We start from the raw sequence: 23,749 nt of genomic DNA, 5'->3' as shown, positions 1-23,749 counted from the left end.
TGCCTGTTCAGTGAATGTGTGACACATTACTGAAAGCCCTTCCCCGCATCGACCGAGAGGACCGCACGTGACCCGCATCGTCATCGTCGGCGCCGGCATCGTCGGTGCGGCCTGCGCGCGGATCCTCGCCCGACGCGGTGCCGAGGTCGTCGTGCTCGACCGTTCGGCGGCCGCCGGCGGCACGAGCGGCTCGGGGGAGGGGAACCTCCTCGTCTCCGACAAGGGGCCCGGCCCCGAACTCGACCTCGCGCGGTACGCCTCACGCCTCTGGCCCGTCGTCACCGCCGAACTCAGCGCCGAACTGGGACCGACCTTCCCGAGCATCGAGTTCGAGCGCAAGGGCGGCATCGTGGTCGCCACCACCGAGGCCGGCGCGCAGCCCCTGCTCGACTTCGCCGCCGCCCAGCGCGCCGCCGGTGTCGACGCCAGACCCCTCACCGAGGACGAGCTGCTCGCGGCGGAGCCGTCGATCACCCGCTCGTCCACGGCGGCCGTCCACTATCCCGAGGACGCACAGGTCCAGCCCGTCATCGCCACGGAGGCCCTGCTCGCCTCGGCCCGGCGTGCGGGCGCTGTCGTGCGCACCGGCGTCACCGTGACGGGCGGCGTCCGGAGCGCGACCGGTCGCCTCACGGGTGTCCAGACCTCCGTGGGCGATGTCTCGGGCGACGCGGTCCTCGTCTGCGCCGGACCGTGGTCGGCCGAGCTCGGCGACCTGCTCGGCGCACCCGTCCCGGTCCGTCCCCGTCGCGGCATGGTGCTCGTCACCACCCGCATGCCGCACCGCGTGCACCACAAGGTCTACGACGGCGACTACTTCGGTGCCACGCAGTCGAGCGACGCCTCGCTCCAGACCTCGAGCGTCGTCGAGTCCACCGCCGCGGGCACGGTCCTCATCGGCTCGAGCCGACAGCAGATCGGATTCGACGCGCGTCTCGACGTCGACGTGCTCCGCGAGGTCGCGGCGAAGTCCCTGCGCCTCTTCCCGTTCCTCCGCGACGCCTCGGTCATGCGCAGCTACGGCGGCTTCCGGCCGTACATGCCCGACCACCTCCCGGTCATCGGCCCCGACCACCGTGTCGACGGCCTGTGGCACGCGACGGGCCACGAGGGCGCCGGCATCGGACTGGCCCTCGCGACCGCTGAACTCATCTCCGCCCGCCTGCTCGGTGGATCCACCGACCTCGACGACGCCCCGTTCCAACTCGACCGCCCGGGGCTCGCCCCGCACCTGCGCGTCGACCGGCCGGCGGAGGTGGCCTGATGGTCTCGAGACGACTGCCCGCGACGAACGACCGGATCCTGCCCGGCACGGAGGACGCGCTGCGCATCGACCTCGACGGGACGCCCGTCGACGGACTCCGCGGCCAGACGATCGCCGGGGTCCTGCTGGGCTCCGGCGTCCTCGCCTGGCGCCGCACCAGTGGGTCCGGGAAGCCACGCGGCGTCTTCTGCGGCATCGGGGTCTGCTTCGACTGCATCGTCACGGTGAACGGCCAGCGGGACGTCCGTGCCTGCCAGCGTCGCGCCGCGGACGGCGACCGCATCGAGACACAGCACGACGCCCTCCCGGAACCCACGACGGAGAACGACCCGTTCGGGGACCGGACATGAGCGCCCGGCAGCGCGAGGTCGTCGTCGTCGGCGCAGGGCCCGCCGGCCTCCAGGCCGCGCTCGCCGCCCGGGCGCTCGGCGCCGCCGTCACGCTGCTCGACGCCTCGGACGAGCTCGGCGGTCAGTACTGGCGGCACCTGCCGGCCAGCCGGCCGTCGGAAGCCGAGGCCTCGCTGCACCACGGGTTCGAGCGCTTCGTCGCCATGCGCGCGGCGCTCGACGCCGACGACGGCTGCACGGTGATCACCGAGGCGCAGGTGTGGGCGATCGACGTCGACCGCGCCGCCGCCGACCACGGGTCCGACGACACCTCCGGGGCGACCGGCCTGCGCCTGCACGTCCTCGTCGGACCGCCGGACGGCACCGACCGCACGCCCCTCACCCTCCGGCCGGACGCGCTCGTCCTCGCGACCGGCGCGCACGACCGCACGCTGCCGTTCCCCGGCTGGGACCTCCCCGGCGTCTTCTCGGCCGGTGCCGCCCAGGCCCTCGCGAAGGGCGAGCGGGTCACCGTCGGTCAGCGGGTGGTCGTGGCCGGTGCCGGACCGTTCCTGTTGCCGGTGGCCGCGTCCCTGACCGCGACCGGATCACGCGTGCTCGGGGTCTACGAGGCCACGACCGTCGGCGGCCTCGCGAGGGGCTGGCTCCCCAAGCCCTGGCAGCTGCTCGGCGTGACCGGGAAGGCCGGTGAACTGCTCGGCTACGTCGGCGGCCACCTCCGCCACCGGATCCCGTACCGCGTCGGTCACGCGGTGGTCGCCGCGCACGGCGCCGACCGGGTCGAGCGCGTGACCATCGCCGCCGTCGACGCCGACTGGTCGCCGATCCCCGGCACCGAGCGCACGGTCGAAGCGGACGCCGTGTGCGTCAGTCACGGGTTCACCCCGCGGCTCGAACTGCCCGTCGCGGTCGGCTGCGCGCTCACCGAAGCCCGGTTCGTCCAGGTCGACGCCGAGCAGCGCACGAGCGTCCCGACCGTCTTCGCGGCGGGGGAGATCACCGGGATCGGGGGCGTCGACGCCGCGCTCGCCGAGGGCGCGATCGCGGGACACGCTGCGGCCGGCGGCCTCCCCGGTGCCTCCGGGATCCGTGCCGCCGTGAGCCGACGCGACACGTTCCTCGCCTTCGCCGACCGGCTCGAACGTGCCCACGGCATCCGCGCCGGCTGGAGCGACTGGCTCGACGACGACACCACCATCTGCCGCTGCGAGGAGGTCGACTACGGCTCCCTGCGCACGACGGCGACCGCCACCTGCGCGACCGGCCTGCGCTCCCTCAAACTCAGCACGCGTGCCGGGCTCGGGATCTGCCAGGGCCGCATGTGCGGTCGCACCGTCGAGGAGCTCCTCCACCGCGTCGCCTCCGAATCCGGCGGCAGCGGCCTCATCGACGGCGTCTCGAGCGACCGCCGGCCCATCGCCTCCCCGCTGCGCATCGGCGAACTCGCCGCGCAGGCACCGGGACACCCTCCCCACGAACCGCCGTCGACCCCGACGGCCGAACACCCAGGATGACCGACCGGTCTCCGCACCACTCCCTCGGAAAGGAACCACCCATGGCCAAGCAGTTCGACCTCGGCGGCGTCATCGTCGCGACCACCCTCGCGTTCAAGGAGGACGCCTCGGCGCCCGCAGGCCTCGCCGTCGACTACGACCGCTTCGCCGAGCACTGCAACTGGCTCATCGAGAACGGTTGCCGCGGCGTCGGCCCGAACGGCTCGCTCGGTGAGTACTCGTCGCTGACGGACGCCGAGCGTCGCAAGGTCATCCAGGTCGCGGTCGACACCGTCGGCGACCGCGGCCTCGTCGTCGCCGGGGTGCACGGCGTCGGCTGGCACCAGGCCCAGCAGTGGGCCGAGTACGCGAAGGAGGACGGCGCGGACGGCGTCCTGCTCCTGCCGCCCACCATCTACCGGGCGAACGACGACGAGGTCATCGAGCACTACAGCCGCGTGGACGAGGTCGGCCTGCCGATCATGGCCTACAACAACCCCATCGACACCAAGGTCGACCTCACGCCCGACCTGCTCGTCGAGCTCGCCAAGCTCGAGCACGTCGTCGCCGTGAAGGAGTTCTCGGCCGACATCCGTCGGGTGCTCGAGATCCAGGACAAGACCGACCTCGACGTCATCGCGGGGGCGGACGACCTCCTCTTCGAGTCCCTCGTCGCCGGCGCGGTCGGCTGGTTCGCCGGCTACCCGAACGCCTTCCCGCGCGAGGCCGTCGAGCTGTACACGCTCGTCACCTCCGGTCGCGTCGACGAGGCCCGCACCCTCTACCGCGAGCTCGTGCCCGTCTTCGGGTGGGACTCGAAGACGGAGTTCGTCCAGGCCATCAAGCTGTCGATCGACATCGCCGGCGAGAGCTACGGTGGTCCGACGCGTCCGCCGCGCGGTCCGCTGAACGCGCTCCAGACGGAGCAGGTCACGACGCAGACGCGTCGCGCGCTCGACTACCTCGCGGCACGCTGAGCCCGACGGCCGACGCGACACCCCGACCACGACCACCAGTCCTGAGAGGCACACCATGAAGTCCTCCCGCATGATCAGTGCGGTCGACTCGCACACCGAGGGCATGCCGACCCGCGTCGTCACCGGCGGGGTCGGCGTGATCCCCGGCGCGACCATGAACGAGAAGCGCCTGCACTTCATGGAGCACCTCGACGACCTGCGGCTCTTCCTCATGAACGAGCCTCGCGGTCACGCGGCGATGAGCGGGGCGATCCTGCAGCCGTCCACGCGCGCGGACTGCGACTGGGGCGTCGTGTACATCGAGGTGTCCGGCTGCCTGCCGATGTGCGGGCACGGCACCATCGGGGTCGCGACGGTCCTCGTGGAGACCGGCATGGTGGAGGTGGTCGAGCCGGTCACGACGATCCGGCTCGACACCCCCGCCGGACTCGTGATCGCGCGGGTCGACGTCAGCGACGGGCACGCCGACCGCGTGACCATCGAGAACGTCCCGAGCTACGTCGACCGCCTCGACGCCACGATCGAGGTGCCCGGCCTCGGCACCGTGCCCTACAGCCTCGCGTTCGGCGGCAACTTCTACGCGATGGTCGACCTCGACGACGTCGGCCTGCCCTTCGACCGCGACCGCCAGCAGGACATCCTCGACGCGGGCCTGCGGATCATGGCGGCGATCAACGAGCAGGCGCCGCCCGTGCACCCCGAGATCGCCGGGCTCGACCACTGCCACCACGTCGAGTTCATCGCGCCGGGATCCGACGCCGTGCTGTCCCGGCATGCCATGGCCATCTTCCCGGGGTGGTTCGACCGCTCGCCATGTGGCACCGGCACCTCGGCGCGCATGGCCGAGCTCTGGGCCCGCGGTGAGCTGCCGCTCGACCAGGACTTCGTCAACGAGTCCTTCATCGGCAGCCGGTTCACCGGCCGGCTGATCGCCGAGACGACGGTGGCGGGCCGGCCGGCCGTCATCCCGACCATCTCCGGTCGGGCCTGGGTCACCGGCATCGGCTCCTACCTCCTCGACCCCGCCGATCCGTTCCCGACCGGCTTCCAGTTCTGAACCGCACCACGATCCCGGAGGATCACATGACGACCACGCCAGCCCCCGACGCCACCATCGCCGATACCACCCCCGAGCAGCTCGAGGAGGTCCTCCGGGGAGCCGCCGCGGCGGCACCCGCGTGGGCCGCGACGCCGGCGGACGCCCGTGCGCGAGCGCTCGTCGCCGTCGCCGACGCCCTGCAGGCCCACGCGGACGAGCTCGTCCCGGTCGGCATGGTCGAGACGGGGCTCGCCGAGGCGCGGCTCCGAGGCGAGCTCCGTCGCACCGCCGTGCAGCTGCGGCTCTTCGCGGAGACGATCGTCGACGGCTCCTACCTCGACGTCCGGATCGACGAGGCCGACCCGGACTTCGCACTCGGCGCGCGCCCGGAACTCCGCCGCGTCCTCGTGCCGCTCGGCCCGGTCGTGAACTTCGCGGCGAGCAACTTCCCGTTCGCCTTCTCCGTCGCCGGTGGCGACACCGCGTCGATCCTCGCGGCCGGATGCCCGGTGATCCTCAAGGTGCACGACGGGCACCCGCGGCTCTCGCTCGCGACGGCGGCCGTCGTCGAGGCCGCGCTCCGGGCGTCCGGGGCTCCTGACGGCGTCTTCCAGACGATCATCGGCCAGGAGGCCGGCGTCGTCGCCCTGCAGGACGAGCGCGTCCGGGCCGGTTCCTTCACGGGCTCCCTCCGGGCCGGCCGGATCCTCGCGGACCTCGCGGCGGCGCGCCCCGTCCCGATCCCGTTCTTCGGCGAGCTCGGCAGCGTCAACCCCGTGTTCGTGACGCAGACCGCCCTCGACGAGTCCGCAACGGCCATCGCGACGGGATTCGTCACGAGTGTCGCGGGCTCGGCGGGTCAGCTGTGCACGAAGCCCGGCTTCGTCTACCTGCCGGACGGCGCGGGGCTCGACGAGTCGATCCGCGAGGCTGCTGCCGCGGTCCCCGAGCACCGACTCCTGAACGACCGCATCACGGCCGGGTACGAGGCGAGGCGAGACGCCATCCTCGGCACCGACGGCGTGCGGGTCATCGCCGAGGGTTCGCTGCGGGTCGACGAGGACGGCGACGGCTGGGCGACCCCCACGATCGTCGCGGTCTCACTCGACGCGCTGCGGGCCGGTCGGGACGCCCTGCTCGACGAGGCCTTCGGTCCGTTGTCGATCCTCGTCGAGGTCCCGGCCGGTACGGCGTTCGCGCCGCTCGTGCCGGAGTTCTGCGAGGGCAACCTGACGGCCACCCTGCACGCCGGTGCCGACGAGACGAGCGACGACCTCGTGGAGCTCGTCCAGCAGCTCTCGGCGCACGCCGGCCGGGTGCTGTTCGGCGGTTGGCCCACCGGCGTCGCGGTCACGCCCGCCATGCAGCACGGCGGACCGTGGCCGGCGACGACGAACGACTCGAGCACCTCGGTGGGGACGGCTGCGATCACCCGTTTCCTGCGGCCGGTCGCGTTCCAGAACATGCCGGACCGGTTCCTGCCGGAGGTGCTGCGATCGTCGGCCACCGGTGTCCCACGCACGGTCGCGCCCGCGGGCGAGTCGACGCACTGGGGCGAGGCGGCTCAGCGCTGACGGACGGCTGGTCGGGCCTCCGGACGGCGAGGCGTCAGATGGCGCCCTCGACCGTCGCGCCGACCTCGTCGTCCTCCTCGTCGCCGGGGAGCGGCGGGTCGTAGGCCCAGCTCGGCGCGAGCGCCTTGATGCGGGCACCGCGCCACTGCCACGTCGCCCACAGCGGGTACCAGTAGAGCGGGGCGATCGCGCCGGTGATCACGAGTCGGTCGCGGTACAGGGTCTTCGTCGGGTCGTGCTTGTCGCGGGCGACCGCCATCTGGTGGTCCCACCCGGCGAGCTTGCTGAGCGGCCCGCTGACCGGGTCGCCCTGGTCGTGGAGGATGCGGGTGCCGTCGCGGCGCTCGATGAACTCGAGGTCGATGATCTGGTCGCCGACCGGGATCGCGCCGGCGGCCTTCACACGGACGCGGTGCGCCCCTGGCTCCCAGATGGTCGGGAACCCGTCGGCGTCGAGCGCCTCGAGTCCCATGACGGGGCTGTAGAGCTCCCGCAGGACGGCCGGGGAGCGGAGTGCCCGCCAGGCGACGTCGACATCACAGTCCAGGACGAGTTTCAGCATCACGCGCATGCCTCAGTGTCGCATGTGCGGCTCGGCGGCTGCAGGGGGTGCGCCGGTAGGGAAGACTGTGCCTATGGCGATCCGGTACTGGCTGGGCGTGATCCAGCGGGATCACGTCGTCCTCGGCGTCCGTCACGGCTTCGTGCAGATCAACCACGGGCAGCGCGGCGGTCTCGACCAGATGCGCGAGTCCGACGGCTTCGTGTACTACTCGCCGCGGGTCAGCACCCCGGACGGCGAGCCGCTCAAGGCGTTCACCGCGATCGGGCGGGTCTCCGACGACACCGTCTACCAAGCGGCCGTGCCGCGACCGGACGGTGCCGATTGGCGGCCCTGGCGGCGGAGTGTCGACTGGTACCCGGACGCGGTCGAGGCGCCCATCCGTCCGATGCTCGCGCTCCTCGACTTCACGAGCTTCACCCGGAACTGGGGTGTCCAGCTCCGTCGGGGGTTCCTCGAGCTCAGTCGTCACGATTTCGAGCTCATCCGGAACGAGATGCGTCCGCCCCACCCCGACGACCGTCGTTTCCCCACCGCCTCCCGCTGAACCCCTGCCCGTGCGCCAGCGCGGTGCGCTGACGTCACCGCGGGTCTGGCGCGTGAGCGCGCCCCTCCGGAGGCCCGCGCTCACGTCCGATGACCCGCGCTCGCGTCAGCGCACCGCGCTGGCGACCACCCCCACGGAGGTCTTCGGACGCAACAGTCGTGGGGTGGGTGGGTGCGCCTGGATACGATGAACGGGTGAGTACCGCAGCCGCCACACCGCCGCCCGTCCACCCGCCGTTCGCCCAGACCAAGTACCAGGTCAGGTTCGACTGGGGCGTCGCAGGAGCCGGGCGGGTCGAGACGGCGGACGTCGCGGTCGTCGTGGACGTCCTCCACGCGACGACCTCCGTCGAGCAGCGCGTGAGCGGCGGGGAGGCCGTCGCCGTCGCCGAGCTGGACGACCGCGGTGAGACGGCGCAGATCGCCACGCTCCTCGCCGACGCGGGTGCGACGGTCGTCGCCGGGTGCCTGCGCAACCGGTCGGCGGTCGCGGACTGGATCATCGCGAAGCAGGCCGAGCTCGGTCGGCGCACGAGCATCGTCGTCATCGCGGTCGGCGAACTCGACGACACGGCCGAGACCCGGTTCGCCGTCGAGGACCTCTTCGGGGCCGGTGCCGTGATCGAGGCGCTGGGACTCCGCGGCATCGACTTCACCTCACCGGAGGCCGCCGCCGCTGCCGCCGCGTACGAGGGCCTGCGCAACGGCGTCGGGCACCTGCTGTCCGCGTCCGCCACCGCCCAGCAGCTCGCGCAGGCGGGTGCCACGCAGCATGTCCAGGCGGCACGCGAGGTCGACGTGTCAAGCGTCGTCCCGGTCCTGGACGGAGCCGTGTTCCGGGCGTAGTCTCGGCGCATGCGCGCACTCCTCGGAACCACCGTCCTCGCCGAAGCCCCCGAATCGGAGCTCATCAAGATCGAGGGCAACTGGTACTTCCCGCCGTCGAGCCTCAACCGCGAGCGCTTCGTCGAGACCGACACCCAGTACCACTGCCCGTGGAAGGGCGACGCCCAGTACTGGGGCGTCACCGACGGCGGCGAGGTCAAGCCCGATGTGGCCTGGTCGTACCCGACCCCGTATCCGACCGCGTTCGACCGCGTCGGCAAGGACTTCTCCGGCTACGTCGCCTTCGGGAACGAGGTCGAGGTCGTCGACTGATGGCCGACTGGGGCGACCGCCCGCAGCCGCCTGAGCGCGGTGGCGAGCGCGAGACGATCGAGGGTTTCCTCGATCTGCAGCGCGCCAGCATCGTCTGGAAGGCACGCGGACTCACCGACGAGCTCGCGGCCAAGCGACTGTTGCCGAGCATCACGACCGTCTCGGGCGTCATCCGACACCTCGCCGATGTCGAGCGCAGCTGGTTCCGCGAGGACATGGACGGGCAGTCGGACGTCCCGGCACGGTGGACCGACGACGACCCCGACGGCGAATGGCGCGTCACGGCCGACGACAGCCTGGCCGAGATCATCGCCGACTACGAGGCGGCCTGTGCGGAGTCCCGCGAGGTGGCGTCGCGGTATCAGCTCGACGATGTCTGCCTCGGCAACGACCAGCGGTTCACGCTGCGGTGGATCGAGCTCCACATGATCGAGGAGACGGCCCGGCATCTCGGACACATCGACGTCCTCCGCGAACAGCTCGACGGCCGCACCGGCGAGTAGCGCCGCGGCCGTCGAGCGTGCGGAGCGTCAGGCGCCGACGAGCGCTGCTCGGTCGCGTCCCCGCGAGACGCGGACGACCACGGTGACGACGGCCACCACGACCGCGACGATCAGCGCCGTGACCCCGGCTTCGGTCGAGAGCAGTTCGCCGGTGAAGCGGCCCACGGCCACCCACGCGAGCCCCCAGCAGAGCGACAGCATGGGGGCGATCCGTCCACGGCCGACGACCGCGAGCAGGATCCCGACCGCGCCGGCGACCGCGAGGACGATGATCGCCCAGACACCGGCGGCCGGGCCGTCCGCGCTCCCGATCCCGGATCCGACGAGCGCAGCGGTGATGTTCGCCGCCGTCGCGACGCACACCCACCCGAGGTAGAGGCCCATCGTGCCGTCCGTGATGATCGCGTCGACCACGCCGGACGGCCTGGTCCGGAGCACGATCACGAAGATGCGGGCCAGGACACCCAGGAGGGCGATGATCACGAACACGCTCAGGATCAGGAAGCCCGCCTGCACCACGAGGATCCACGCCGCGTTCAGCAGCAGGCTCGCCACGACCCAGTAGCCGAGACGACGGTGGCGCTCACGGGTCGTCTGCGAGGGCAGGAACTGCCAGACCGCATAGGCGACGAGCCCGAGGTAGATGATGCTCCAGATGGAGAACGCGGGCCCGTCCGGTGCGATCGGCGTCGACGAGGCGCTCAACGCGCCGTTCGCCGCGTTCTGGACCTGCGTCCCCCCGGCGGCTCCCGACCCGATGTAGGAGCCGATGATCGCGAGGACCGCGCTGACGGCGACGGCGATCTGCCGGACGCGGTCCGCGGTGGTGGGTGAATCGGTGCCGGTCATGACGCATGCCTCCAGAATTGTGCAGCTAGCTGATCAATTCAGCGTACGCCACCGTCGGAGCACCTCGCAGGGGCTTGCGCCGGTGCCGCGGAACGGCCTGCTCAGAGGAGCTTGCGCAGCGTCCGCAGGTTGCGCGTGGTGACGTGCGGCTTGAACCGGGCCTTCGAGGACTCCTTCGCGAAGGCGGTGTCGGTGCTCGACCCCTTCGGGACCTCCCAGTAGAGGACGCCGTCGCCGGATGCGACGCGGTCGGGCTGCTCCCCGGCCTCCGCCGAGAACGCGAGCAGGGCGTCGAGTGAGCCCTGCTCGGAGGAGAACATGACGTACGGCTGGACCTGCTCGGCCTCCGGCCAAGGGTAGGCCTCGATGACGTCGGCGAGTGCGCGCTGATGCGTGAGCACGATCCACGCCTCGTAGCCGAAGGCCTCCGCGAGCGACCGCTCGATGCGCCGTTTCAGCGCACCGCGTGCATCGTCCGCGGTCTCGCCAGGCTCGTGCTCTGGGTCGTCGAAGACGACGTTGCCGCTCGCGAGGACGGTGCGGACTCCCGAGAACCCGGCCGACCGGAACACCTCGGCGAGGTCGGCGGAGCGGATCGTGACGCCGCCGACGTTGACCCCGCGCAGGAGTGCGATCCAGCTGCCGGCGGGAACCGCGCCGCCGGTCATGACCCGATGCCTGGCTCAGGCGAGGTGGAGCCGTCGAACGCGGCCGCCCGACGCCGCATGGCCGGCGTGACCTCCCGGTGCACCCAGCTGAGGAGGAAGCGTTCGTCCCACGAGCGCGAGCACTTGCCGCAGGAGGTCGCCCGGCTCGGGCGCCGGTGCCGGTAGAGGACATGGCCCGAGGGGCAGGTGCCGACCCACGGGGCGAGTTCGTCGGCCGTCTGGCCCTCGTGGAGCCGCGAGCCCTCGTAGCCGATCTCCTCGGCGACCTTGCGCCACTTGGGTCCGTGCCCGGCGCGCGCCCCGGCGAGGGCGTGCGCGACCTCGTGGAGCAGGATCTGGTGGATCTCGTCGTCGTCGTAGCGTGCCGCGAGATAGCGCGAGACGGTGATCCGCTTCGTCGTGAAGTTGCACAGGCCGGCGCGTCGCTTGGCGTTGTCGAAGCCGAAGGTCCAGACCGTCGGGTCGAGGTGCAGCACGATGAGCGCCTGTGCCCACGCCGTGACCCGACTGAGTTCTGCCATGCCTGGATGGTACTCCCGGCGACCGACACCGGACCGCAGGTGCGGGATGACCCACAGGTGTGGCGGTGAGTCCTCAGCGGGCCGCGAGCGGGGCGAGGGGGAGTTCGACGATCCGGTCGTCCTCGGTTCCGGGCGAACCGCGGCCGTCGGTGTTGTTCGTGAGGATCCAGGCGGTCCCCGGCGGGCCGGCCACGACGTCGCGGATCCGTCCGAACTCGCCGACGAGGTAGGGCACCGCGTCGATCACGCCCACGAGCGCGCTGCTCCCCGCCGGGACGTGCACGCCGTCGGTGATGCCGTACAGGCGCTCGCCGCGGAGCGAGGCCATGAAGATCGTGTCGTCGACGATCGCCAGACCGCTCGGGCTCGCGTCCTCCGTGGCCCACTGCGCGACCGGGTCGATCATGCCCTGGGCTCCGGCGATGCCCTCGGCGACCGGCCAGCCGTAGTTGCCACCGGGGGTGATCCGGTTGAGCTCGTCCCAGGTGTTCTGCCCGAACTCGCTCGCCCACAGGCCGCCGTCGCGATCCCACGCGATGCCCTGCGGGTTGCGATGGCCGAGGGAGAAGACGGGCGACCCCGGGAAGGGGTTGTCGCCCGGCACCGCGCCGTCGGGTGTGAGCCGCAGGATCTTCCCGCCGAGGCTGTCCACGTCCTGAGCCAGGCTGCGGTCGCCGGCGTCGCCCGCGGTGGCGTAGAGCATGCCGTCCGGTCCGAACGCGATGCGTCCGCCGTTGTGGTTCCCGGCCCGGGGGATGCCGACGAGGACCTCCTCGACGCCGCCGAGCGCGTACGACCCGGCCGCTCCCGTGAGCGGGAACCGCACGATGCGGTTGTCGGACGACGTCGTCAGGTAGGCGTAGAGCCAGGTTCCCGCGGGCTCCGATCCCGCCGGCGTGAGGACGGCGAGGCCGAGCAGCCCGCCCTCGCCTCCCGCGGCCACCCCGGGGACCACGCCGACCTGCCGCACCGCGCCGCCGCTGACGACCTCGAGGACGTCGCCCGCGTCGCGCTGGCTCACCAGCGTGCTGCCCGAGGCGAGTCGGACCATCGACCAGGGCGCGTCGAGGCCGCCGACGACCGTGGTGGCCTCACCGGTCGGGGCGACCGGTCCGGCGGGGACCGCGGATGTAGGCGTCGACGCGGACGCGCTCGGCGCGGGGGAAGGTGAAAGGGAGGCCGTACCCGGTGATCGTGGCTCCCCGTCGGTGCAGGCCACGAGCGCCAGGGCGGTGGCGGCGAGCAGGGTGGTGAGCGAGGCGGGCGCACGCAGGCCCCGTCGTCGCGGCGTCTGCGTGGTGGCCATGGTCAGCCCTTCGTCTGGAAGATGCCCTGGGCGGGGTTCGGGGAGGGGACGGCGGTCGTGTCCGTGACGACCTGTGCCCCCGCGATGAAGGCGCGCAGCTCGGCGCCCGCCACCGCCTTGGCGGGGTGGGGTCCGGCCGCGAGGAGCCTCGGCAGGAAGTCGAGTGGGAGGGCGGTGTTCGAACCGACGAGGACGACGTTGCCGAAGCGGCGGCCCTTGAGGATCTGCGTCTCCGCGAGGGCGGCGACGTGCGACACGGAGTCGGCGAGCGTCGCGGCCTGTCCGCGGGCGAACGCGAGCCCGCGGCCGTCGGCGACGTTCACGACGATGACGCCGGTCGGCGACAGCAGCTCGACCGCCGAGGCGTAGAACTCCGTGCTCGTGACATGGGCCGGCGTGTTGGCGCCGCTGAAGATGTCGACGACGACGAGGTCGACGGTGCCGCGGAGGCCGGGCGGTAGCTTCGCCACGATCTCGCGGGCGTCGCCGTAGCGGACGCGGATCTGGGCGCGCTTCGACCAGGGGAGGTGCTCGCGCACGAGATCGATGAGTTCGCGCTCGAGTTCGACGACCTGCTGCCGCGAGCCCGGCCTCGTCGCCTCCACGTAGCGGGGGAGGGTGAGCGCGCCGGCACCGAGGTGCACCGCCGTGATCGGCTGACCGGGGTCGGCGATCTCGTCGATGATGTGACCGATCCGCTGGATGTACTCGAAGAAGAGCTCCTCGGGCTGATCGAGGTTGACGTGCGACTGCGGCGTGCCGTCGACCACCAGCTGATAGGTGCCCGGCACGAAGCGGTCGGCCTCGATCCTGGCCAGGTATCCGCTGACGCCGAGTCGTACCTGTGCCTCGTCCATACCCCCACCCTAGACTTTCCCGCAGTGGCGGGAGGCGGAGCGGAAGGGGTGCGGCCGTGGCGCAGGTGGACCTCAACAGCGACCTCGGCGAGGTCTGGCGCGGTGTGCCGACCGCCGACGACGACGCCATGTTCGCCCTGATCACGAGCGCGAACGTCGCTTGCGGCTTCCACGCCGGGGACGACCGCGTCCATGCGCGACGCCGTCCGCCGCTCGACGGCCCACGGGGTGTCGCTCGGCGCCCACCCGTCCTACCGGGACGAGGCGGGCTTCGGTCGACGCGACCAGGACGTACCGGCCGAGGTGCTCGAGGCCGAGGTCCTGGAGCAGCTCCGCGCCCTGCAGCGCGCGGTCGACGAGGTCGGCGAAGCCGACGGGGTCGGCGCACGGCTCGCCTACGTGAAGCCGCACGGTGCCCTCTACAACCGGATCGCGCACGACCGGGTCCAGGCGCGGGCGGTCGTCCGGGCGGTGGTCACGGCCTCCGAGGAGCTCGGGCGGTCACTTCCCGTCCTCGGGATGCCCGGCTCCGTGATCGAACAGGAGACCCTCGCCGCCGGACTCCGCTTCGTCGCGGAGGCCTTCGTCGACCGCGGCTACCGCTCCGACGGTTCGCTCGTCCCGCGCGACGCGCCCGGGGCGCTGCTGACCGATGAGACGGCGGCCGTCCGCCGGGCCGTCTCCCTCGTCCTCGACCGACGCATCAGCAGCGTCGACGGTGCCGACGTCGAACTCGACGCGGTCTCGCTCTGCGTGCACGGCGACACCCCGGGGGCCGTGTCGCTCGCCACGGCGGTCAGGGCCGCCCTGCTGGACGCCGGCGTCGAACTGGTCGCGCCGTGGTGACCGCGGACACCTCCACCGGACCCGTGCTCCGAGCGATGGGGGAGGAGGCCGTACTCCTCGAACTCGCATCGCTCGAGGACGTCCTGCTCGTGCACCGGGCGCTGGCCGCCTCGCGCCCGGCGGGGCTGGTCGACCTCGTCCCGGCCGCCCGGACCGTGCTCGCCGTGACGGACGTGCGGGGCCCGGCGCTCGCCGCGGTGGGAGCATGGTTGCTCGCGACCGCGGAACGGGCGCTCGCACCCGGCGTGGGAGGCTCGACCGGCGCTGTCGACGAGGCGGGGAGACGGTCGGACACCGTCATCCACGTCCGCTACGACGGCCAGGACCTCGCCGAGACCGCGGCGCTGCTCGGCATGGACGCCGACGGTCTCATCGCCTGGCACACCGCTCGCGCATGGACCGTCGCCTTCAGCGGCTTCGCGCCGGGGTTCGCCTACCTCGTGCCGGAGCGGGAGGACGAGACGATCGGCCCGCCGCTCGAGATCCCGCGCCTGAGCGTGCCGCGGACGACCGTCCCCGCCGGTTCGGTGGCGCTCGCCGGGACGTTCAGCGGCGTCTACCCGCGAGCCTCCCCGGGCGGGTGGCGCATCATCGGGACGACGGACGCCGTGCTGTGGGACGACGCAGCGGATCCACCAGCCCTCCTCGTCCCCGGCGGTCGGGTTCGGTTCGCACAGGTCCGCGCGTGATGGGCGGAACGCTGCTCGTGGAGGCTGCTGGACCGGCGACCACCGTGCAGGACCTGGGTCGACCGGGTGCTGCGGCCCTCGGGGTCAGCCCGTCCGGCGCGCTCGACCGCGGTGCCCTGCGCCTCGCCAACCGTCTCGTCGGCAACCCGGAGGGCCGTGCGGCGCTCGAGGTCGTCCTGGGCCCGTTCGTCGCCGTCCCCGACGTCGACCTCTGGATCGCCGTGACCGGCGCGTGGGGTGCGATCACCGTCGACGGCCGAGCGGTCGACGGACACCACGCCGTCCGCGTGGCGGCCGGTTCCCGGCTCGAACTCGGTGCGGCGACGCACGGGCTGCGGTACGTCCTCGCCGTCCGGGGCGGCTTCGACGGCCCGCAGCTCCTCGGCTCGCGGTCGACCGACACCCTGGCCGGCCTCGGCCCGGCACCGGTCGTCGGCGGCGATCGACTCGTCGTCCTCCCCACCCCGCGCCGCCGCATCCCTCCGCTCGACATCGCCCCCTGGACGCGGCCCGACGCCGGGGAGCGGCTCATACGGGTCTCGCCGGGACCCCGCCGGGACTGGTTCGACGCCGCCTCCCTGCAGCGTCTCGTCGAGCAGTCGTGGAGCGTGACGGCCGACGCCGACCGCATCGGGATGCGCCTCGACGGGACGCCGCTCGAGCGACTCGATCCCGGTCGTGAACTGCCGAGTGAGGGCATGGTCGCCGGGGCGGTCCAGGTGCCGCCGAGCGGTCTGCCGACGATCCTGTCGGCCGACCACCCCGTCACCGGCGGGTATCCGGTCATCGCGGTCGTGCGCGCCGCGGACCGCGACCTCCTGGCGCAACTCCGGCCCGGTCAGCGCCTGCGGTTCGGCGCGGGTTGACGGGAACACCGGGGGCGACGCGGCGGTTATACCGGAAAGTCGAAAACTCGTCAAGGAAAGAGTAGACACGCCGCAGATTCCGGCATATAGTTGTTCTTTGCGCTCCCAGAATCTCTATGCCTTCATATTGCGGTCGGCTGGTGTGCGGGTCCAACCCGCCACATGTTCCTTTCTGGTGAGTAACTCCACTGACGACCAGTAACTCGGCCCCCAACAGGCCTCCGGAGGTTATCCCCTTGGCTGCTGCGCGCAACGCAACCACCAACTCACCCAAGAACGGCCGCGGAGCATCCCGCCTCTCGTTCGCGAAGATCACCGACACGCTCACGGTTCCAGACCTCCTGGCTCTGCAGACCGAGAGCTTCGACTGGCTGGTCGGCAACGACGTGTGGAAGGCACGCGTCGAAGAAGCCACCCAGGCCGGCCGGCAGGACCTGCCCACGAAGAGCGGCCTCGACGAGATCTTCGAGGAGATCTCGCCCATCGAGGACCTCGGCGAGACGATGCAGCTCTCCTTCGCCAACCCGTACCTCGAGCCCGAGAAGTACTCCATCGACGAGTGCAAGGAACGCGGCAAGACCTACGCGGCCCCGCTCTACGTCGAGGCCGAGTTCATGAACCACCTCACCGGTGAGATCAAGACGCAGACGGTCTTCATGGGCGACTTCCCGCTCATGACCGAGCGCGGTACCTTCATCATCAACGGCACCGAGCGTGTCGTCGTCTCGCAGCTCGTCCGCAGCCCGGGCGTGTACTTCGAGTCGGCTCAGGAGAAGACCTCCGACAAGGACATCTTCTCCGCTCGCGTCATCCCGAGCCGCGGTGCCTGGCTCGAGTTCGAGATCGACAAGCGCGACCAGGTCGGCGTCCGCATCGACCGCAAGCGCAAGCAGTCCGTCACCGTGTTCCTCAAGGCGCTCGGCATGACGAGCGAGGAGATCCTCGAGGAGTTCAAGGGCTACGAGTCGATCGAGCTCACCCTCGAGAAGGACACGATCCTCACCAAGGAGGACGCGCTCCGCGACATCTACCGCAAGCTCCGTCCGGGCGAGCAGGTCGCAGCCGAGGCCGCGCGTGCGCTCCTCGACAACTTCTACTTCAACTCGAAGCGCTACGACCTCGCGAAGGTCGGCCGGTACAAGATCAACAACAAGCTCGGTCTCGACAAGCCGCTCAGCGACTCCGTCCTGACGACCGACGACATCGTCGCCACGATCAAGTACCTCGTCGCCCTGCACCGCGGCACGGCCACCCTCCCGGGTGTCCGCAACGGCAAGCCCGTCGACCTCCGTCTCGACACGGACGACATCGACAACTTCGGCAACCGTCGCATCCGCGCCGTCGGCGAGCTCATCCAGAACCAGGTCCGCACCGGTCTGTCCCGCATGGAGCGCGTCGTCCGCGAGCGCATGACCACGCAGGACATCGAGGCCATCACGCCGCAGACCCTGATCAACGTGCGCCCCGTCGTCGCCGCGATCAAGGAGTTCTTCGGGACCTCGCAGCTGTCGCAGTTCATGGACCAGAACAACCCGCTCGCGGGCCTGACCCACAAGCGTCGCCTCTCGGCGCTCGGCCCCGGTGGTCTGTCGCGTGAGCGTGCAGGCGTCGAGGTGCGAGACGTCCACCCGTCGCACTACGGCCGCATGTGCCCGATCGAGACCCCGGAAGGCCCGAACATCGGCCTGATCGGTTCGCTCGCATCGTTCGCGCGGATCAACTCGTTCGGGTTCATCGAGACCCCGTACCGTCGCGTCGTCGACGGCCGGGTCACCGAGGACATCGACTACCTGACCGCGATGGAAGAGGACAACTACATCGTCGCGCAGGCCAACGCTCCGCTGAAGAGCGACGGCCACTTCCAGGAGGACCGCGTCCTCGCCCGGAAGAAGGGCGGCGAGGTCGACCTCATCCCGTCCGAGGAGATCGGCTACATGGACGTCTCCCCGCGCCAGATGGTGTCGGTCGCGACCTCCCTCATCCCGTTCCTCGAGCACGACGACGCGAACCGCGCACTCATGGGTGCCAACATGCAGCGTCAGGCCGTCCCGCTCCTCATGTCGGACTCGCCGCTCGTCGGTACCGGTATGGAGGGCTACGCAGCCATCGACGCGGGTGACGTCGTCACCGCCGACAAGGCCGGCGTCGTCCAGGAGGTGTCGGCAGAGTCCGTCACCATCCAGCTCGACGAGGGTGGCACGCAGACCTACTACCTGCGCAAGTTCGACCGCTCCAACCAGGGCACGAGCTACAACAACCGCGTCATCGTCTCCGAGGGTGCACGCATCGAGGCCGGCGAGGTCATCGCCGACGGCCCCGCCACGGAGAACGGCGAGCTCGCGCTCGGCAAGAACCTCCTCGTCGCCTTCATGACGTGGGAGGGTCACAACTTCGAGGACGCGATCATCCTCAGCCAGAACCTGGTGAAGGACGACGTCCTCTCCTCGATCCACATCGAGGAGTACGAGGTCGACGCCCGCGACACCAAGCTCGGCAAGGAGGAGATCACCCGTGATCTCCCGAACGTCAGCCCGGAGCTGCTCAAGGACCTCGACGAGCGCGGCATCATCCGCATCGGTGCCGAGGTCCGCCCCGGCGACATCCTCGTCGGCAAGGTCACGCCGAAGGGTGAGACCGAGCTCTCCGCCGAGGAGCGCCTGCTCCGCGCCATCTTCAACGAGAAGAGCCGCGAAGTCCGCGACACCTCGCTGAAGGTGCCCCACGGTGAAGCCGGCACGATCATCGCCGTCAAGGTGTTCGACGCACAGGACGGCGACGACGAGCTCGGCTCGGGCGTCAACCAGCGTGTGGTCGTCTACATCGCCCAGAAGCGCAAGATCACCGAGGGCGACAAGCTCGCCGGCCGTCACGGCAACAAGGGTGTCATCGCGAAGATCCTGCCCGTCGAGGACATGCCGTTCCTCGAGGACGGCACGCCGGTCGACGTCATCCTCAACCCGCTCGGTATCCCCGGTCGAATGAACTTCGGTCAGGTCCTCGAGATCCACCTGGGGTGGATCGCGAAGCAGGGCTGGAACGTCGAGGGCAAGCCCAGCTGGGCCAAGAAGCTCCCGGCTGCCGCGCACTCGGCCGAGCCGAACACCAAGGTCGCGACCCCGGTGTTCGACGGCGCCTCCGAGGAGGAGATCGCCGGTCTGCTCGACTCGACCAACGTCACCCGCGACGGCGACCGCCTCATCGGTTCCTCCGGAAAGGCCCGTCTGTTCGACGGCCGCTCCGGCGAGCCGTTCCCGGCACCGGTCTCGGTCGGCTACATGTACATCCTCAAGCTGCACCACCTCGTGGACGACAAGATCCACGCGCGTTCGACGGGTCCGTACTCGATGATCACGCAGCAGCCGCTCGGTGGTAAGGCTCAGTTCGGTGGACAGCGCTTCGGTGAGATGGAGGTCTGGGCCCTCGAGGCCTATGGAGCCGCGTACGCGCTCCAGGAGCTCCTGACCATCAAGTCCGACGACATCCTCGGCCGCGTCAAGGTGTACGAGGCCATCGTCAAGGGCGAGAACATCCAGGAGCCGGGTATCCCCGAGAGCTTCAAGGTGCTCATCAAGGAGATGCAGTCGCTGTGCTTGAACGTCGAGGTCCTCTCGGCCGACGGCACCGCGGTGAGCCTGCGCGACACCGACGACGACGCGTTCCGCGCCGCCGAGGAGCTCGGGATCAACATTTCCTCCAGGTTCGAGTCGTCGTCCATCGACGAGATCTAAGCCTGACCACTGTAGAGACTGACGAAACCTTTCATAGGAGATACATTGCTCGACGTCACAACTTTTGACGAGCTTCGCATTGGTCTGGCCACCGCAGACGACATCCGTGCCTGGTCGCACGGAGAGGTCAAGAAGCCCGAGACCATCAACTACCGCACCCTCAAGCCCGAGAAGGACGGTCTGTTCGGTGAACAGATCTTCGGTCCTTCCCGCGACTGGGAGTGCGCCTGCGGCAAGTACAAGCGGGTCCGCTTCAAGGGCATCGTGTGCGAGCGCTGCGGTGTCGAGGTCACGAAGTCGTCGGTGCGCCGTGAGCGCATGGGCCACATCGAACTCGCCGCCCCGGTCACGCACATCTGGTACTTCAAGGGTGTCCCCTCGCGCCTCGGCTACCTGCTGGACATGGCGCCCAAGGACCTCGAGAAGGTCATCTACTTCGCGGCCTACATGGTCATCGATGTGGACGAGGACGCACGTCACCAGGACATGCCCGGCCTTGAGAACGAGCTCCGTCTCGAGATCAAGACGCTCGGCGACCAGCGCGACTCGCGCATCGCAGACCGCCTGAAGAAGCTCGAGGACGACCTCGTCGCCCTCGAGGAGGAAGGCGCCAAGAGCGAGCAGAAGCGTCGCACCAAGGACGCCGCTGAGAAGGAGATGAGCCAGACCCGCAAGTCCTACGACGAGCAGATCGCTCACCTCGAGCGCGTCTGGGAGGACTTCCGCAACCTCAAGGTCGGCGACCTCAAGCCCGAGGACTCCGTGTTCCACGAGCTGCAGGACCGCTTCGGCCTGTACTTCGAGGCCTACATGGGTGCCGAGGCGGTCAAGAAGCGCCTGCTGTCCTTCGACCTCGCGGCCGAGTCCGAGCTGCTCCACCACCAGATCGCGGAGGGCAAGGGTCAGAAGAAGATCCGCGCCATCAAGCGTCTGCGCGTGGTCAACTCGTTCCTCATCACCGGCAACTCGCCGGCCGCGATGGTCCTCGACGTGGTCCCGGTCATCCCGCCGGAGCTCCGCCCGATGGTGCAGCTCGACGGTGGCCGCTTCGCGACCTCCGACCTCAACGACCTCTACCGTCGTGTGATCAACCGCAACAACCGTCTGCGTCGTCTGCTCGACCTCGGGGCTCCCGAGATCATCGTCAACAACGAGAAGCGGATGCTGCAGGAGGCCGTCGACGCACTGTTCGACAACGGTCGTCGTGGTCGCCCCGTCACCGGTACCGGCAACCGTGCCCTGAAGTCCCTCAGCGACATGCTGAAGGGGAAGCAGGGTCGATTCCGCCAGAACCTGCTCGGCAAGCGCGTCGACTACTCGGGCCGTTCGGTCATCATCGTCGGCCCGCAGCTGAAGCTGCACCAGTGTGGTCTGCCCAAGCAGATGGCGCTGGAGCTCTTCAAGCCGTTCGTCATCAAGCGCCTGATCGACCTGAGCCACGCTCAGAACATCAAGGCCGCGAAGCGCATGGTCGAGCGCAGCCGTCCCGAGGTCTGGGACGTGCTGGAGGAGATCATCCGCGAGCGTCCCGTGCTGCTGAACCGTGCGCCAACGCTGCACCGTCTCGGCATCCAGGCGTTCGAGCCTCAGCTCGTCGAGGGCAAGGCCATCCAGCTGCACCCGCTCGTCTGCGCCGCGTTCAACGCGGACTTCGACGGCGACCAGATGGCTGTCCACCTCCCGCTCTCCGTCGAGGCCCAGGCCGAGGCGCGCATCCTGATGCTCGCGTCGAACAACATCCTGAAGCCGTCCGACGGCCGCCCGGTCACCCTGCCCACGCAGGACATGATCATCGGCCTCCACCACCTGACCACCCTCAAGGAGGGTGTCGAGGGTGAGGGCCGTGCCTTCTCGTCCGTCGCCGAGGCCATCCTCGCGAAGGACCAGGGCTCGCTCGACCTCAACGCCAAGGTGCGCATCCGTCTGACCGACGTGACGTTCGCCGAGGGCACGGGTCCCGAGGGCTACGAGGGCTCGGGTGTCGCACTCGTCGAGACGACCCTCGGTCGCGCACTCTTCAACGAGGCGCTGCCGGCGGACTACCCCTACGTGGAAGACGTGGCGGACAAGGGCAAGCTGTCCTCGATCGTCAACGACCTCGCGGAGCGGTACCCGAAGACGGTCGTCGCCGCCACGCTCGACAACATCAAGGACGCCGGTTTCCACTGGGCGACGCGTTCCGGTGTGACCGTTGCGCTCAGCGACGTCCTGACCCCGCCGAACAAGCGCGAGATCGTGCAGGGCTACGAGAAGCAGGCCGCCAAGGTCCAGAGCCAGTTCGACAAGGGTCTGACCACGGATGCCGAGCGTCGTCAGGAGCTCATCAAGATCTGGACGGAGGCCACCGAGAAGGTCGCCGAGGCCATGCGCGCGAACTTCCCGGCGGACAACACCATCAACCGCATGGTGTCGTCGGGTGCTCGTGGTAACTGGCTGCAGATCCGCAACATCGCGGGTATGCGAGGCCTGGTGAACAACCCGAAGGGTGAGATCATCCCTCGCCCGATCATCTCCTCCTACCGTGAGGGCCTGTCGGTCGCGGAGTACTTCATCGCGACCCACGGTGCTCGTAAGGGTCTGGCCGACACGGCGCTCCGTACCGCCGACTCGGGATACCTCACGCGTCGTCTCGTCGACGTCTCGCAGGATGTCATCATCCGCGAAGACGACTGCGGCACGACCAAGGGTCTCGAGCTCGCGATCGCGAACGCCGACAGCTCGGGTGAGCTCGTGCGCGACCCGAACGTGGAGAACTCCGTGTTCGCCCGTTCGCTGGCCGCTGCTGCGGTCAACCCGAAGGGTGAGGTCGTCGCCGAGGCCGGCGAGGACGTCGGTGACGTGCTCATCGACAAGCTCGTCTCCGCGGGTGTCGAGAACATCAAGGTGCGCTCGGTCCTGACCTGCGAGTCGACCGTCGGTGTGTGTGCAGCCTGCTACGGCCGCTCGCTCGCCACGGGCAAGCTCGTCGACATCGGCGAGGCCGTCGGCATCATCGCGGCCCAGTCGATCGGTGAGCCCGGTACCCAGCTGACGATGCGTACCTTCCACACGGGTGGTTCGGCATCGGCGGACGACATCACGCAGGGTCTGCCCCGCGTGCAGGAGCTGTTCGAGGCTCGTACCCCCAAGGGTGCGACCCCGATCGCCGAGGCCGCCGGTCGCATCACGATCGACGAGAACGACAAGGCTCGTAAGGTCATCCTGACGCCCGACAACGGCGACGAGCCGGTCGTCTACCCGGTGCTGAAGCGTGCGGTCCTCCTCGTCGAGGACGGACAGCACGTCGAGCTCGGTCAGAAGATCCACGTCGGTGCGGTCGACCCCAAGGAGGTCCTGCGCGTGCAGGGCGTCCGCGAGGTCCAGAAGCACCTCGTCGGTGGCGTCCAGGGCGTGTACCGCTCGCAGGGTGTCCCGATCCACGACAAGCACATCGAGGTCATCGTGCGCCAGATGCTGCGGAAGGTGACCGTCGTCGACCACGGCGACACCGACCTGCTGCCCGGCGAGCTCGTCGACCGCCTGCGCTACGCCGAGCTCAACCGCTCGGCCGTGTCGGAGGGTCGTCGCACCGCATCGGCTCGCCAGGAGGTCATGGGTATCACCAAGGCGTCCCTCGCGACCGAGTCGTGGCTGTCGGCCGCTTCCTTCCAGGAGACCACGCGTGTCCTCACGCAGGCCGCCATGGAAGGCAAGAGCGACCCGCTGGTCGGCCTCAAGGAGAACGTCATCATCGGTAAGCTCATCCCGGCCGGTACCGGCCTGGCGCGCTACCGCAACGTGACGGTCGAGGCGACCGAGGAGGCGAAGGCGGAGCGTTACCCGAACCGCATCTTCGGTGAGGACGGCGCGTTCAACGAGTCCGACCTGAGCTTCGTCGACTTCGACAGCTTCAGCTCCGACGACTTCACCCCCGGTAACTACAACTAGGGCTGAACGACTCACCCGGAGGGCCC

At 70.2% G+C, this 23,749-nt stretch carries 21 protein-coding genes and 1 pseudogene; 16 read left to right on the top strand and 6 right to left on the bottom strand.

The window, feature by feature from the left end:
* Positions 1 to 67: 67 nt before the first annotated feature.
* From AC5JOC_RS00110 to AC5JOC_RS00085, 6 genes are read left to right on the top strand one after another with little or no spacing between them, the layout of a single operon-like run.
* Positions 68 to 1,264, top strand: a complete 1,197-nt coding sequence (locus tag AC5JOC_RS00110) for an NAD(P)/FAD-dependent oxidoreductase (protein ID WP_192004634.1) — start codon at positions 68 to 70, stop codon at positions 1,262 to 1,264.
* A complete protein-coding gene (locus tag AC5JOC_RS00105) occupies positions 1,264 to 1,614 on the top strand; it encodes a (2Fe-2S)-binding protein (RefSeq protein WP_079705223.1) in 351 nt (116 codons plus the stop codon). The genes AC5JOC_RS00110 and AC5JOC_RS00105 overlap by 1 nt, the downstream gene beginning before the upstream one ends.
* Entirely contained in the window at positions 1,611 to 3,128 is a 1,518-nt protein-coding gene (locus AC5JOC_RS00100; RefSeq protein WP_494244787.1) for an FAD-dependent oxidoreductase, read from the top strand. Before AC5JOC_RS00105 ends, AC5JOC_RS00100 begins: the two co-directional genes overlap by 4 nt.
* Positions 3,129 to 3,169: 41 nt before the next feature.
* Positions 3,170 to 4,084, top strand: coding sequence for a dihydrodipicolinate synthase family protein (locus AC5JOC_RS00095; RefSeq protein ID WP_064294275.1), 915 nt, complete (start codon positions 3,170 to 3,172; stop codon positions 4,082 to 4,084).
* Between the two features lie 55 nt (positions 4,085 to 4,139).
* Positions 4,140 to 5,141: a proline racemase family protein gene (locus AC5JOC_RS00090; RefSeq protein WP_079705225.1), complete on the top strand. Its 1,002-nt coding sequence runs from the start codon at positions 4,140 to 4,142 to the stop codon at positions 5,139 to 5,141.
* A gap of 26 nt (positions 5,142 to 5,167) precedes the next feature.
* The gene (locus AC5JOC_RS00085; RefSeq protein ID WP_494244785.1) at positions 5,168 to 6,697 is read left to right on the top strand and encodes an aldehyde dehydrogenase (NADP(+)); all 1,530 of its coding nucleotides are present in this window, start codon (positions 5,168 to 5,170) and stop codon (positions 6,695 to 6,697) included.
* A 34-nt stretch (positions 6,698 to 6,731) separates the two neighbouring features.
* Here the strand turns inward: AC5JOC_RS00085 and AC5JOC_RS00080 are convergent, their stop codons facing one another.
* Complete coding sequence (locus AC5JOC_RS00080) at positions 6,732 to 7,259, bottom strand: hypothetical protein (RefSeq protein ID WP_229940281.1); 528 nt, start codon at positions 7,257 to 7,259, stop codon at positions 6,732 to 6,734.
* Between the two features lie 73 nt (positions 7,260 to 7,332).
* Between AC5JOC_RS00080 and AC5JOC_RS00075 the strand changes: the two genes are divergently transcribed.
* From AC5JOC_RS00075 to AC5JOC_RS00060, 4 genes are all read left to right on the top strand, one after another.
* A complete protein-coding gene (locus AC5JOC_RS00075) occupies positions 7,333 to 7,806 on the top strand; it encodes an EVE domain-containing protein (protein ID WP_079705228.1) in 474 nt (157 codons plus the stop codon).
* A 194-nt stretch (positions 7,807 to 8,000) separates the two neighbouring features.
* Complete coding sequence (locus tag AC5JOC_RS00070) at positions 8,001 to 8,651, top strand: 2-phosphosulfolactate phosphatase (protein ID WP_494244782.1); 651 nt, start codon at positions 8,001 to 8,003, stop codon at positions 8,649 to 8,651.
* Between the two features lie 9 nt (positions 8,652 to 8,660).
* Positions 8,661 to 8,963: a DUF427 domain-containing protein gene (locus tag AC5JOC_RS00065; RefSeq protein ID WP_085510219.1), complete on the top strand. Its 303-nt coding sequence runs from the start codon at positions 8,661 to 8,663 to the stop codon at positions 8,961 to 8,963.
* Positions 8,963 to 9,466 carry a DinB family protein gene (locus AC5JOC_RS00060; RefSeq protein ID WP_079705231.1) on the top strand — a complete coding sequence of 168 codons (504 nt, stop codon included), beginning with the start codon at positions 8,963 to 8,965 and terminating at the stop codon, positions 9,464 to 9,466. Before AC5JOC_RS00065 ends, AC5JOC_RS00060 begins: the two co-directional genes overlap by 1 nt.
* A 27-nt stretch (positions 9,467 to 9,493) precedes the next feature.
* Here the strand turns inward: AC5JOC_RS00060 and AC5JOC_RS00055 are convergent, their stop codons facing one another.
* The 5 genes from AC5JOC_RS00055 to AC5JOC_RS00035 form a co-directional block, all read right to left on the bottom strand.
* Entirely contained in the window at positions 9,494 to 10,315 is an 822-nt protein-coding gene (locus AC5JOC_RS00055; protein WP_494244780.1) for a TspO/MBR family protein, read from the bottom strand.
* A gap of 101 nt (positions 10,316 to 10,416) precedes the next feature.
* Complete coding sequence (locus tag AC5JOC_RS00050; protein ID WP_494244778.1) at positions 10,417 to 10,983, bottom strand: DUF1697 domain-containing protein; 567 nt, start codon at positions 10,981 to 10,983, stop codon at positions 10,417 to 10,419.
* Positions 10,980 to 11,504, bottom strand: a complete 525-nt coding sequence (locus tag AC5JOC_RS00045; protein ID WP_079705233.1) for a SprT-like domain-containing protein — start codon at positions 11,502 to 11,504, stop codon at positions 10,980 to 10,982. Before AC5JOC_RS00045 ends, AC5JOC_RS00050 begins: the two co-directional genes overlap by 4 nt.
* A 73-nt stretch (positions 11,505 to 11,577) precedes the next feature.
* Positions 11,578 to 12,810 carry a PQQ-dependent sugar dehydrogenase gene (locus AC5JOC_RS00040; protein ID WP_494244776.1) on the bottom strand — a complete coding sequence of 411 codons (1,233 nt, stop codon included), beginning with the start codon at positions 12,808 to 12,810 and terminating at the stop codon, positions 11,578 to 11,580.
* Between the two features lie 2 nt (positions 12,811 to 12,812).
* Positions 12,813 to 13,667 (bottom strand): spermidine synthase, encoded by an 855-nt coding sequence (locus AC5JOC_RS00035; RefSeq protein ID WP_071259566.1) that lies wholly within the window; start codon positions 13,665 to 13,667, stop codon positions 12,813 to 12,815.
* Here AC5JOC_RS00035 and AC5JOC_RS00030 point away from each other — a divergent pair.
* The 6 genes and pseudogenes from AC5JOC_RS00030 to AC5JOC_RS00005 form a co-directional block, all read left to right on the top strand.
* Positions 13,655 to 13,798, top strand: a pseudogene (locus AC5JOC_RS00030) (hypothetical protein); the annotation flags it as partial. The gene AC5JOC_RS00035 and the pseudogene AC5JOC_RS00030 overlap by 13 nt on opposite strands.
* A 61-nt stretch (positions 13,799 to 13,859) precedes the next feature.
* The gene (locus AC5JOC_RS00025; RefSeq protein WP_494244774.1) at positions 13,860 to 14,513 is read left to right on the top strand and encodes a LamB/YcsF family protein; all 654 of its coding nucleotides are present in this window, start codon (positions 13,860 to 13,862) and stop codon (positions 14,511 to 14,513) included.
* On the top strand, positions 14,510 to 15,202 hold the full coding sequence (locus AC5JOC_RS00020; protein WP_494244772.1) for a 5-oxoprolinase subunit B family protein: 693 nt from the start codon (positions 14,510 to 14,512) through the stop codon (positions 15,200 to 15,202). The genes AC5JOC_RS00025 and AC5JOC_RS00020 overlap by 4 nt, the downstream gene beginning before the upstream one ends.
* Entirely contained in the window at positions 15,202 to 16,068 is an 867-nt protein-coding gene (locus tag AC5JOC_RS00015; protein WP_494244771.1) for a 5-oxoprolinase subunit C family protein, read from the top strand. The genes AC5JOC_RS00020 and AC5JOC_RS00015 overlap by 1 nt, the downstream gene beginning before the upstream one ends.
* Positions 16,069 to 16,304: 236 nt before the next feature.
* The gene (rpoB, locus tag AC5JOC_RS00010; protein ID WP_079705237.1) at positions 16,305 to 19,796 is read left to right on the top strand and encodes a DNA-directed RNA polymerase subunit beta; all 3,492 of its coding nucleotides are present in this window, start codon (positions 16,305 to 16,307) and stop codon (positions 19,794 to 19,796) included.
* Positions 19,797 to 19,841: 45 nt separating this feature from the next.
* Positions 19,842 to 23,723: a DNA-directed RNA polymerase subunit beta' gene (locus tag AC5JOC_RS00005; RefSeq protein ID WP_079705238.1), complete on the top strand. Its 3,882-nt coding sequence runs from the start codon at positions 19,842 to 19,844 to the stop codon at positions 23,721 to 23,723.
* Positions 23,724 to 23,749 lie beyond the last annotated feature (26 nt).

The sequence above is a fragment of the Plantibacter sp. genome (assembly GCF_059073635.1).
Note: the sequence above shows the minus strand (reverse complement) of the source record. Positions and strands in the feature narration are given on the sequence as shown.

Excerpts from the sequence above, each read along its gene's own strand:
- AC5JOC_RS00105 (WP_079705223.1), top strand. The coding sequence starts at position 1,264 with ATGGTCTCGAGACGACTGCCCGCGACGAACGACCGGATCCTGCCCGGC.
- AC5JOC_RS00100 (WP_494244787.1), top strand. The coding sequence starts at position 1,611 with ATGAGCGCCCGGCAGCGCGAGGTCGTCGTCGTCGGCGCAGGGCCCGCC.
- AC5JOC_RS00095 (WP_064294275.1), top strand. The coding sequence starts at position 3,170 with ATGGCCAAGCAGTTCGACCTCGGCGGCGTCATCGTCGCGACCACCCTC.
- AC5JOC_RS00090 (WP_079705225.1), top strand. The coding sequence starts at position 4,140 with ATGAAGTCCTCCCGCATGATCAGTGCGGTCGACTCGCACACCGAGGGC.
- AC5JOC_RS00085 (WP_494244785.1), top strand. The coding sequence starts at position 5,168 with ATGACGACCACGCCAGCCCCCGACGCCACCATCGCCGATACCACCCCC.
- AC5JOC_RS00080 (WP_229940281.1), bottom strand. The coding sequence starts at position 7,259 with ATGCTGAAACTCGTCCTGGACTGTGATGTCGACGTCGCCTGGCGGGCA.
- AC5JOC_RS00075 (WP_079705228.1), top strand. The coding sequence starts at position 7,333 with ATGGCGATCCGGTACTGGCTGGGCGTGATCCAGCGGGATCACGTCGTC.
- AC5JOC_RS00065 (WP_085510219.1), top strand. The coding sequence starts at position 8,661 with ATGCGCGCACTCCTCGGAACCACCGTCCTCGCCGAAGCCCCCGAATCG.
- AC5JOC_RS00060 (WP_079705231.1), top strand. The coding sequence starts at position 8,963 with ATGGCCGACTGGGGCGACCGCCCGCAGCCGCCTGAGCGCGGTGGCGAG.
- AC5JOC_RS00055 (WP_494244780.1), bottom strand. The coding sequence starts at position 10,315 with ATGACCGGCACCGATTCACCCACCACCGCGGACCGCGTCCGGCAGATC.
- AC5JOC_RS00050 (WP_494244778.1), bottom strand. The coding sequence starts at position 10,983 with ATGACCGGCGGCGCGGTTCCCGCCGGCAGCTGGATCGCACTCCTGCGC.
- AC5JOC_RS00045 (WP_079705233.1), bottom strand. The coding sequence starts at position 11,504 with ATGGCAGAACTCAGTCGGGTCACGGCGTGGGCACAGGCGCTCATCGTG.
- AC5JOC_RS00040 (WP_494244776.1), bottom strand. The coding sequence starts at position 12,810 with ATGGCCACCACGCAGACGCCGCGACGACGGGGCCTGCGTGCGCCCGCC.
- AC5JOC_RS00035 (WP_071259566.1), bottom strand. The coding sequence starts at position 13,667 with ATGGACGAGGCACAGGTACGACTCGGCGTCAGCGGATACCTGGCCAGG.
- AC5JOC_RS00025 (WP_494244774.1), top strand. The coding sequence starts at position 13,860 with ATGCGCGACGCCGTCCGCCGCTCGACGGCCCACGGGGTGTCGCTCGGC.
- AC5JOC_RS00015 (WP_494244771.1), top strand. The coding sequence starts at position 15,202 with ATGGGCGGAACGCTGCTCGTGGAGGCTGCTGGACCGGCGACCACCGTG.